We start from the raw sequence: 9,649 nt of genomic DNA on the forward strand, positions 1-9,649 counted from the left end.
CTTGTTCGGGTGTGGGGTAAAATCGAAACGAATAGGCTTTTTCCATACCTCACATTTTAGCATATATTTCGTAAACGATGCTCATATTTAACAGTAAAGCCGTCGTAGAACGACGGGGTTTCAGACCCAAATTTTCGATGATTGGTTGAAGCGTCGAGCTTATGCTAATCAAGCCAGTGGTGCAACTAGAACTTTTGTTACCTGCGTTGACAATAGGGTAGTTGGGTATTACGCCCTTGCTTCCGGGGCCATTAGTATACAATCAGCTAATGGTAAATTTCGGCGGAATATGCCTAACCCAATTCCAGTGGTAATTTTGGCACGATTGGCAGTAGATACTTCTTACCAAGGTCAAGGTTTAGGACGCGGTTTATTTCGTGATGGTGCGCTACGGGTTGTTAAAGCGGCTGATACCATTGGTATTCGGGGAATTATTGTTCATGCTATTTCAGAAGAAGCTAAGAATTTTTATTTGGCTTTAGGTTTTGATGTGTCTCCTCTTGAACCGATGACGTTGATGATTACTCTTAATGATTTACGCGCTTGTATTGCTTAGTGCGCTACAGGGGCAACAAGGGGGCAACCACAGGGGGTTTGCCCCTACGGTACGTTTAAGTCCAGAATAACTAAGATTCTGGGACTAAATAACGACGAGAGTTAACCATCCCATGCTAACAGCCGCTCTTGTAGGTTGGGTTGAGGCAACGAAACCCAACACTATAATAACCCTAAAAGTTTACATCCACATGGGAAACCGATTTAATTCATCTTCCGTCAAAGCTTCTTTTAACCATCCCATGCTAACAGGAACATCATACAATCTTCCTGCCCCTAAACGCTTCCACATATGACGCATTCCGGGGATAATGACTTTAGCTACCCTTAAACCAATATCGGGACGAGTCTGATCTAATACTAACATTTCCATCCCCTTTGACTCAACAATTCGCTGACACAATTTAACATCCTCTAATAAATCATCACTAGCTACTTGTAAATAATCATTACTTTTTTTGGGTATTATTTTACTATCGGGAACTAAATAAGATTGATTGCTTAACCTTGCCGTTTGCCACCATTTAACCGCCAAAGGATCCGCAGAAGGATTATAAATCGTTGTCCCATCTTCCTTAAACGATAACACATTTGGTAAGATTTGATTAACCTCCGTTAACGCTCGACTAATAGCAATTTTCGGGTCAAAATGCGCTCCATATCCTAATAAAATATCCTCCACTTCCCGCTCCTTTCTTGGACTAATAGCAGCAAAACAAGGGATATTCAAATCACTGGTAATATCTAACACCCATAGTTCCCGATTTAACCCATCATAATATTGCTTTAATTGCTCAAAATACGGCTGCTCAAAACTCTCTAAATCAACGGAAGGTTTAACTAATTGATTATACCACCATAAAGCCACACAATCTCGTTCCACTAACTCCATAAACCCTTGTAAAATCGCTTCTTCTATCGTATTTCCTGCGGCGCAGCCATTAGAATCTGCCCAACAATCTAAGGGTTCAGATTGATGATAACCATAATAACAATATCCTGTGGGTAAATACTTAAAATCTTGAGCAGTTAAAGACCATACAGGAGTCCAATCAATGATTCTTGTCTCATCAAAAGGTTCAGGGACTTTTTGAAACCATCCTTGATTATTCGCATTCCATTGTTCTCGATGTTGATATTGTTTTTCACTAAAATTCATACATTTGTTAGGATGAATAGCTTTATCTCCTAACGCTTGATAACTGGCTTTTTCTCTGATTTCATTCCCTTGAAAAACCCCCGAATAGCGCTCAATAGCTTCACAAAATCCACTTGCTTTTGCTTGACTATCTGTACGGCCTTTTCCCGCACTTCTCCCTCCAATATTTTGCCGTAAACTGTCTAAATCATCAAAGACACTGCGAAAATGATGTTTCGCCACATAAGTATGAACTAAAGTATTCCCTTGAATCTTATTTAATTCTCGCACAATTCCCGTAATGGGACTGATAAGATGTTGATAGGTTCTTAGGGTTTCTTCAGGAGAACAAAAACGATGTCCCCCATCACTGGTAAAAGCCTTTTTCCGATGTCCCAAAACCACGGGTAAAGGTGTTTTATTTAGAGAATATCCACAACTAGGACAGTTCGGACGTTTAACTAAAATATGCTCTTGAAATTGTAAATTTAAAGTATCATAAGTCATCAGCATTCCTTCTAAACGTTGATTTTTACCTTGAATAATCCACTTAAAAACCTCCATAGCCGTCAGATTTAAAACCGTCTGTATTGTCGCTGAAGAAAACCCTAAAGGAGAAATTAAAGAAATCTTATTTTCTCTCTGTCTAATGATAAATTCCTCCACGGGACGATTATCTCGTAATCGTTGAGCCAAACAATGCCAACAACCAGTTTTATCGGGATAAAATAAGGGACCAATCCATGCTAGATTTCCCAGGGGATTAACTAATAACCAAGGCTTTTGTGAGACTAAAGCTTGTTGATTCATACTATCTAAATCGGGATGAAGATAATTATCGGTTAAAATAATGGTTAAATCTCCTTCATCTGCGACTTGAACTTGCAAGGAATTCAAAATATTGATCAAATCTTCCTGGGGAATTGAGCCTAGGCTTTTAACCGTAACCTTAAGAGATTGTAATCGTTCAAAAGCTTGGTCTTGAGAAACCTGAAGATGATAGCATAAAATTGCTAAATTAGACGGCAGTAATTCTTTTTTTTCTAACAAAAAACCTCGTTTATATAACTGAAAAATCGCTTTTTGAATTGCCAGACTATAATTAATAATAACTGCAAAAGAATTAGGATTATTGGGATTGATTTCTTGATTTTGTAAAAATTCTAACTGAAGAATATCAATAATTTCATCAAGATTACGTTGACCATCGATTAATCTTACTAAACGATAATAAAGCGGCTCTTGAAAACAGATTGATTCTCGCTCAGATAGAAAAAATACCGTATTTGGTTCTAGGGTTTCAATTGAGTAGGCTGGATTCCAATCAAACTGGTTGAACACAATTTTTACTCTCTTTTTAGTTAAGGTTGATGATATACCTATAATATAAGGTTGGTAGCAGTTATCTTAATGGTGAGGTGCGAAGTTTTCGTTTTCGGGAACGGCGAGAGGGCAGCCCATTTATGCCAAAATATAAAAGCGATCGCTAAAAGTGATTAAATTTATTCAATATGAAGACAAGTAATTTAGCTTCACTCTCGCCTCTAAGAAGAAATTAAGCCGGGGATTTAGTCAATTTGGTCAAGAATAATCGGTTAGAGGTGAGAAATCAGACCCCTAATTTCTTCCCTGCCTGAAATTTCTCAATTTCTCGGAATAAATTTGAGTACTAAAATCAGGGTAAATAGCCCAAATATAAACTTAATAAAGTTTTAATAGACATTTAAGCCCTAATAGATTAATCTTAGTTTCTTTTAAGCCGATATGCTGCCTCCCTAATCCTTCTAAGACTTGAAAACTGGCTATTCTGTCAGGGCTTGCCCGTGAGAGGGGTCAATTTTCAAGGATAATTTGTAACAGAGTGTTGAAAATTCCCTTAATCTTAGTTATGAGCGATCGCCCACCAGAACTAACCCTAGCCGACCAGGCCCCTGCCAACTACGAATGTCGCTCCTGCGGCTACGTTTACGACCCCAGCAAGGGAGATAGTAAAACCAACACTCCCGCCGGAACCCCCTTCGAGGAATTGCCAGAAACGTGGCGCTGTCCCGTGTGTGGTGTGCGTCGTTCCCAATTTATCAACATTGGAGCTAAAGATGCTCCTTCGGGATTCCAAGAAAATCTTAGCTATGGTTTTGGAGTCAACCGTCTCACTCCCGCACAAAAAAATATTTTGATTTTCGGGGCTTTAGCGCTAGGATTTGTTTTCTTTATTAGTTTATATGGTTTAAACTAACTCAAGCACTCATTATCTTTAAATCTAACGGCTCTTATAAGTCTGTAACCAATCGGGGACAAACCTTATCCGTCCCGATTCCTTGACCAATACCTCTGAACCATTGATGAGAAAACTGAAACAATTCGTAATAGTTCTAGCTGTAGCCTTTTTCTGCTTTAGCTGTAGTAGTGTGCCATCCCTGAGCAATAGTCCTTGGCAAATCCTCACCCTCGACACTGACTCCACTTTTGCCGATATCGCCTTTACCGACGACCTGCAACACGGTTGGTTAGTGGGAACCAAATCTACCCTCTTTGAAACCAGCGATGGGGGGAACAACTGGCAGCAAAAAGTCCTCAACCTTGGCGACGAAAAAGTTAGCTTTAGCGCCGTCAGTTTCCACAACCAAGAGGGTTGGATTGTCGGTAAACCCTCGATTCTTCTCCATAGCGAAGACGGGGGCAGCAGCTGGTCCCGTATCTCCTTAAGTGAAAAATTACCCGGTTCTCCCTACGGAATTATCGCCCTTAACGACAAAACCGCCGAAATGGTCACGGATTTAGGCGCTATCTACCGCACCAAAGACGGGGGCAAAACTTGGCAAGCTTTAGTGGAAGGTGCTGTGGGTGTGGCCCGGACAATTGTTCGTTCCCATGATGGTAAATACGTGGCCGTTTCCGCACGCGGGAACTTTTATTCCACCTGGGAACCGGGGTCAACAGAATGGCAACCCCACAATCGTCTTTCCTCCCGCCGCTTACAAAAAGTCGGTTATGGTGAAAAAGGAGAACTGTGGGCCCTGGCCCGGGGTGGTCAACTACAATTTACTAGCCCCAATGATCTCGATACATGGGAAGATAAGGTATTCCCCGAGTTTTCCACCAGTTGGGGACTTTTGGACCTCAACTACCGCACCCCCGAAGAAATTTGGGTTGCTGGTGGTAGCGGCAATCTGTTGGTCAGTGATGACAACGGCCAATCTTGGCAAAAAGATCGCGCGGTGGAAAGTGTCCCCTCCAATCTCTATCGAATTGTTTTTATCAATTCCGACAAGGGTTTTGTCTTGGGACAAAATGGGGTTTTACTGAAATATAATCCCCCGAGCGAACCGGCCTAAAACTTGTCTCAGGGTCAAGAAAGTCTCTATTATAGAGATTGAATTTTTCAAGTCCTATCATTCCGAGGAGAACCGTCCATGTCAGGTAGTACCGGCGAACGTCCTTTTGGCGATATCGTTACCAGTATTCGTTACTGGATTATCCATAGCATCACCATCCCCATGCTGTTTATCGCAGGTTGGTTATTCGTGAGTACCGGTTTAGCTTACGATGTTTTTGGCACTCCCCGTCCCGATGAGTATTACACTCAAGAGCGTCAAGAATTACCAATCATTAATGATCGCTTTGAGGCCAAAAATCAAATCGAGCAGTTTAATCAGTAGTTTACTTTAATTAAGGATAAAAACAATGGCTAGTGGTAATCCCAATCAACCCATTTCTTACCCCATTTTCACCGTTCGCTGGTTGGCAGTTCATACCTTAGCGGTCCCCACTGTCTTCTTTATCGGTGCAATTGCGGCAATGCAGTTTATTCAACGCTAGGAGAACAATTATGGAAAGAACACCTAATCCGAATCGGCAAGCCGTCGAGTTAAATCGTACTTCTCTTTACCTAGGTTTACTCCTAGTTGCTGTCTTGGGAATTTTATTTTCCAGCTATTTCTTTAACTAATTAGTCCCGATTTATTTTCATCGCAATTAGGAGGTGTTATTCATGTTCGCAGAAGGTCGTATTCCTTTGTGGTTAGTCGCCACCATCGCCGGTCTAGGCGTTATCGCCGTGGTTGGTCTTTTCTTCTACGGAGCTTACGCCGGTTTAGGTTCCTCTATGTAATTCCATATACGGGTAATTTCCCCCGGCAAAAAGCCGTTAGTTATAGAAATAACTAGCGGTTTTTTCAGTATTCGGTTTCAAGTAAAGCTCGAGCGACCTTTAATACTAAATCCGTTGAGTAACGCACAGAAAACGGGTTTCTCGGAGAAACCCGTTTTCTACTCATGCACTCATGCAAAAAGGGGAATAAATAATCAGTCTTTAATAACCAGATTTAGTCTAAATCCGTTTTTAATAGTGTGATTAACAAAAAAAAGGAGTCAAAGACTTGACTCCTTTTTTTATATGGATGATTTAGCTAAAACTAAACCTCTTGTTTACGAGTGCTAAGATCACCCAATTTTTGGAATAAACCGAATTCCACTTGTTCTTCCAGATCCGGATCGACCCCGGCGAATACGTCGCGGTAGATGGTACGAGAACCGTGCCAGATGTGACCGAAGAAGAATAGTAAAGCAAAGACAGCATGACCGAAAGTAAACCAACCTCTCGGAGAAGTGCGGAATACCCCGTCAGACTTCAGGGTTTCGGTGTCAAACTCGAAAGCTTCACCGAGTTGCGCTCTACGGGCAAATTTCTTCACATCAGCAGGATCGCTGAACACCTGACCATCGAGAGCGCCACCGTAGAAAGAAACGGTAACACCACTTTGTTCGATACTCAGTTTCGATTCCGCACGACGGAAAGGAATATCAGCGCGAACGATACCTTCCGAGTCAGTCAGGACAACGGGGAAGGTTTCAAAGAAGTTAGGCATCCGACGCACGCTCAGGACGCGACCTTCGCCATCTTTGAACACAGGGTGTCCTAACCAAGATTTAGCAATACCGTCACCGCTATCCATGGCACCAGTACGGAATAAACCACCTTTAGCGGGGCTATTACCGACATAATCATAGAAAGCCAGTTTTTCGGGAATTGCTTGGTAAGCTTCAGCGATGGTGGCCCCATTGGCGATGCTGGCCTCGACGCGACGCTCAATTTCTTCTTGGAAATAGCCCTTATCCCATTGGTAACGGGTCGGGCCAAAAAGTTCGATCGGGGTGGTAGCATTACCGTACCACATGGTTCCAGCCACTACGAAAGCGGCAAAGAAAACGGCGGCGATACTGCTAGAAAGCACCGTTTCGATATTACCCATTCTCAGGGCTTTATAGAGTCTTTCGGGGGGACGAACGGTTAAATGGAATAAACCGGCGATAATCCCGACGATACCCGCAGCAATGTGGTGAGCTACCACACCCCCGGGGTTAAAGGGGTTAAAACCAGCCGGTCCCCATTCGGGAGCTACGGGCTGCACATGACCGGTTAAACCGTAGGCATCGGAAACCCACATCCCAGGACCCCAAAGGCCTGTTTGATGGAAAGCACCGAAACCAAAGCAAAGTAAACCGGATAAGAACAGGTGAATACCGAACATTTTCGGCAAATCGAGCGCAGATTCGCCCGTGCGGGGATCGACGAATAATTCTAAATCCCAGAAAACCCAGTGCCAAACCGCCGCTAGGAATAGCAGACCGGATAAAACAATATGAGCGGCGGCAACGCCTTCAAAAGACCAGAAACCGGGGTCAACACCAGTTTCGCCAGTGACGCTCCAGCCACCCCAAGAACCGGTGACACCTAAACGGGCCATGAAGGGCAGCACGAACATTCCTTGCCGCCACATCGGGTTTAATACGGGGTCACTGGGGTCAAAAATAGCAAGCTCATAGAGGGCCATGGAGCCAGCCCAACCCGCTACCAGTGCGGTGTGCATCAGGTGAACGGAAATTAAACGGCCCGGGTCGTTGAGAACGACTGTGTGTACTCGATACCAAGGTAGTCCCATTGACTACGCTCCTCCTATTGACAATTTAGTGTCCACTTAGACGCTTTTTATATTCAGGGTCAAATATAAGCCCAATACTCTCGACGGTTAAGTGCAAGAGTTAGCCAACCTACATTATCCCTTGAAAAGTGTATCTATTCTAAAGAAGTGTAACTATTGTTAGAACAGATTTCAAGTCTTTGCGATCGGTCTTCCGCCAGAATATTCCAGATCAGGGTGTGGGTTGTGGGGTGTGGGGAGATGGGGAGATGGGGTGTGGGGTGTGGGGTGTGGGGTGTGGGGAGATGGGGAGATGGGGAATTATGACTGATAACTGATTACTGATAACTGATAACTGATCACTGATTACTTCCTCAGTAGTTCTTCGGCATTTTGCAGGATTTCGAGGACTTGTTCGGCACTAATCAAGCGTTTTAGCACCACTTGCCCGATGGTGGGGACAGTATCGGCAATTTCTGCACTCTTGGGGGCAACTTCTACCATAATCACGGCTTCTTCCACCTTATAAAGCCATAAAACCTGTTCTCCCTCTAAAATACCGATATTTAATCGCTCTATCTGCGGTGGTCGTCGCCAACTACTCGCATGATCCCACAAACCGCCAAATTCCCACACCCGTCCTATTGTCCAACCTGCCGTTAAGAAAAAATATTTCACTTTGTTACTCAATCTAGAATCAATCTCTAGCTTTCTGGCTTAATTAGTTTTCAGCCGTCAAATTTTATCAAAAAACTGCTAACGTCCCGTTAATTTCACTACCCCAATGCCCCCAAAGTATAGACCCAAAACCGCCCCTGCTAACAGGGATTGGGTGAGAGGATCTGTAGAAGGGGTTAAAATCGCGCCTAAAATCACCGCCCCCAAAACCACGAAACGCCAACCTGATAACATCGTTTGCGAGGAAATAATGCCTAAAAAGCTCAAAATCAATTGAATAACGGGAATTTGAAAGGCGATGCCGGTACTAAACAGTAAAAGTAAGACAAATTCAAAATAGCGCTCGATCGACCAAGCTTGTTCGACCACTTCCGCCCCATAACTCACAAAAAAGTTTAAAGCGGCGGGAATCAGGGCAATATAGGCAAAAAATAAACCAGCAAAAAATAAAACACTCGATCCTAAGACTACCGGGACAATTAAACGCCGTTCGCGACGGGTTAACCCCGGCAGCACAAAGAGGATAATTTGCAAGAGAATGACGGGACTAGCCACCAGTATGCCGCTATATCCAGCTACTTTTAGGGAGACGAAAAAAAATTCTCCCGGAGCTAACTGCAAAAATTTTACCCCTTGGGCGGGAACTTCCAGCACTTGTACTAGGGGTTTAACGAAGATAAAACATCCCACCGCACCCACAGCCACGGCAATTAAACTATAAAAAATCCGCCGCCGCAACTCCTCCAAGTGGTCAAATAAGGACATTTCCACTTCTCCGGGTAACTCATCGAGGAATTCAGGACTGTCTGGGGGTGGGGTTTTTACTTCTGTCGATGACATGGCTTTGGCTCGATCGTTCTCTACTCAAGCCTTTATCCTAGCATTGATAACCCTTAGCTATCAGCCGTCAGCTATCAGAATCATTCCAACATCGTCGGGTTTGCTCGGTGACAGGTTGCCAATCGAGTTTGAATTGATTCGCTAACATTCCCCAACTCAACCCACCAGAGCGGCATCGCACTTTAACCCAGAGCTTCAATAAATGTGCATGAGACCTCGACCTAATTTAATTAAATCACAATAATAGGATATAATAAAACAAATAGTGATTCAAAAAAAGCCATGAAAAACTACACCTAGGAATACATTCAAAAATATCCGAAACAAACTAAAAGACTATTAGGGATTGACTACCAACAACTAGAACAACTGATGTCCCTTGGAAAACTTATACATCGGAAAAACCAATCAGAAATCGAAAAAACCAAAATTAGGATTAATCAACCAGGAAGCGGAACACCTCCTAAATTATCAGAAGAGGAACAAATTGTTCTAATGTTGGTTTATTTAAGACATC

General features: G+C 43.1%; 12 protein-coding genes and 1 pseudogene. 8 read left to right on the forward strand and 5 right to left on the reverse strand.

Annotated elements, in window-relative coordinates; genetic code table 11:
• A partial coding sequence (locus IM515_RS25930) for a helix-turn-helix domain-containing protein (RefSeq protein WP_353737100.1) occupies nucleotides 1-46 on the reverse strand: 46 nt, incomplete at its 3' end.
• A gap of 99 nt (nucleotides 47-145) precedes the next feature.
• Here IM515_RS25930 and IM515_RS14515 point away from each other — a divergent pair.
• A complete protein-coding gene (locus IM515_RS14515) occupies nucleotides 146-556 on the forward strand; it encodes a GNAT family N-acetyltransferase (RefSeq protein ID WP_287629030.1) in 411 nt (136 codons plus the stop codon).
• Between the two features lie 180 nt (nucleotides 557-736).
• Here IM515_RS14515 and IM515_RS14520 read toward each other — a convergent pair whose 3' ends face one another.
• Nucleotides 737-3,034 (reverse strand): TOMM precursor leader peptide-binding protein, encoded by a 2,298-nt coding sequence (locus IM515_RS14520; protein ID WP_287629031.1) that lies wholly within the window; start codon nucleotides 3,032-3,034, stop codon nucleotides 737-739.
• A gap of 547 nt (nucleotides 3,035-3,581) precedes the next feature.
• Between IM515_RS14520 and IM515_RS14525 the strand changes: the two genes are divergently transcribed.
• From IM515_RS14525 to IM515_RS14550, 6 genes are all read left to right on the forward strand, one after another.
• A complete protein-coding gene (locus IM515_RS14525) occupies nucleotides 3,582-3,929 on the forward strand; it encodes a rubredoxin (RefSeq protein ID WP_002757647.1) in 348 nt (115 codons plus the stop codon).
• Between the two features lie 106 nt (nucleotides 3,930-4,035).
• A complete protein-coding gene (locus IM515_RS14530; protein ID WP_287629032.1) occupies nucleotides 4,036-5,028 on the forward strand; it encodes a photosynthesis system II assembly factor Ycf48 in 993 nt (330 codons plus the stop codon).
• Nucleotides 5,029-5,106: 78 nt separating this feature from the next.
• Complete coding sequence (gene psbE, locus IM515_RS14535) at nucleotides 5,107-5,352, forward strand: cytochrome b559 subunit alpha (protein WP_002749269.1); 246 nt, start codon at nucleotides 5,107-5,109, stop codon at nucleotides 5,350-5,352.
• 25 nt (nucleotides 5,353-5,377) lie between these two features.
• A complete protein-coding gene (gene psbF / locus IM515_RS14540; RefSeq protein WP_002736175.1) occupies nucleotides 5,378-5,512 on the forward strand; it encodes a cytochrome b559 subunit beta in 135 nt (44 codons plus the stop codon).
• Between the two features lie 10 nt (nucleotides 5,513-5,522).
• Nucleotides 5,523-5,642 carry a photosystem II reaction center protein PsbL gene (gene psbL / locus IM515_RS14545; protein WP_002735805.1) on the forward strand — a complete coding sequence of 40 codons (120 nt, stop codon included), beginning with the start codon at nucleotides 5,523-5,525 and terminating at the stop codon, nucleotides 5,640-5,642.
• A 42-nt stretch (nucleotides 5,643-5,684) separates the two neighbouring features.
• Nucleotides 5,685-5,804: a photosystem II reaction center protein J gene (locus tag IM515_RS14550; protein WP_043995402.1), complete on the forward strand. Its 120-nt coding sequence runs from the start codon at nucleotides 5,685-5,687 to the stop codon at nucleotides 5,802-5,804.
• 304 nt (nucleotides 5,805-6,108) lie between these two features.
• Here the strand turns inward: IM515_RS14550 and psbB are convergent, their stop codons facing one another.
• The 3 genes from psbB to tatC all read right to left on the reverse strand — a co-directional run bounded on the left by psbB (nucleotide 6,109) and on the right by tatC (nucleotide 9,132).
• Nucleotides 6,109-7,635, reverse strand: coding sequence for a photosystem II chlorophyll-binding protein CP47 (gene psbB, locus IM515_RS14555; RefSeq protein ID WP_002749271.1), 1,527 nt, complete (start codon nucleotides 7,633-7,635; stop codon nucleotides 6,109-6,111).
• A 345-nt stretch (nucleotides 7,636-7,980) separates the two neighbouring features.
• On the reverse strand, nucleotides 7,981-8,292 hold the full coding sequence (locus IM515_RS14560) for a hypothetical protein (protein WP_002749272.1): 312 nt from the start codon (nucleotides 8,290-8,292) through the stop codon (nucleotides 7,981-7,983).
• 78 nt (nucleotides 8,293-8,370) lie between these two features.
• Nucleotides 8,371-9,132: a twin-arginine translocase subunit TatC gene (tatC, locus tag IM515_RS14565; RefSeq protein ID WP_002783793.1), complete on the reverse strand. Its 762-nt coding sequence runs from the start codon at nucleotides 9,130-9,132 to the stop codon at nucleotides 8,371-8,373.
• A gap of 306 nt (nucleotides 9,133-9,438) precedes the next feature.
• Here tatC and IM515_RS25935 point away from each other — a divergent pair.
• Nucleotides 9,439-9,649: pseudogene (locus tag IM515_RS25935) on the forward strand (IS5/IS1182 family transposase); the annotation flags it as partial.

It is taken from the genome of Microcystis sp. M44BS1 (assembly GCF_020244875.1).
In the GTDB taxonomy this organism is placed as follows: domain Bacteria; phylum Cyanobacteriota; class Cyanobacteriia; order Cyanobacteriales; family Microcystaceae; genus Microcystis; species Microcystis panniformis.